The following is a 211-nucleotide window of genomic DNA, read 5'->3' as shown; positions in this document are numbered from 1 at the left end:
CGCACCGGTCGCGCTCGACCCGCCGGCCGACCGCCCCGACCGCCCGAGCGGACAGGTCGGCCACCGTGGCGATCAAGTCGGCGCGGACGGGGACGGCCATCTCGGCGGCGCCCGTCGGGGTCGGCGCCCGGCGGTCGGAGGCGTAGTCGATCAGCGTGGTGTCGGTCTCGTGCCCGACCGCCGAGGTCAGCGGGATCGCGCTCTCGAATGC

The 211-nt window shown here is 76.8% G+C and carries 1 protein-coding gene; it reads right to left on the bottom strand.

Going from position 1 to position 211, the window contains the following annotated elements:
- On the bottom strand, window positions 1-211 hold a 211-nt coding region (locus tag MFF64_RS37705), incomplete at both ends, for an exodeoxyribonuclease VII large subunit (RefSeq protein ID WP_273557229.1).

The sequence above is a fragment of the Methylobacterium frigidaeris genome (assembly GCF_022179185.1).
Lineage (GTDB): Bacteria > Pseudomonadota > Alphaproteobacteria > Rhizobiales > Beijerinckiaceae > Methylobacterium > Methylobacterium frigidaeris.
The sequence above is the reverse complement of the archived record's forward strand: the minus strand, read 5'-3'. Positions and strand labels throughout refer to the sequence as shown.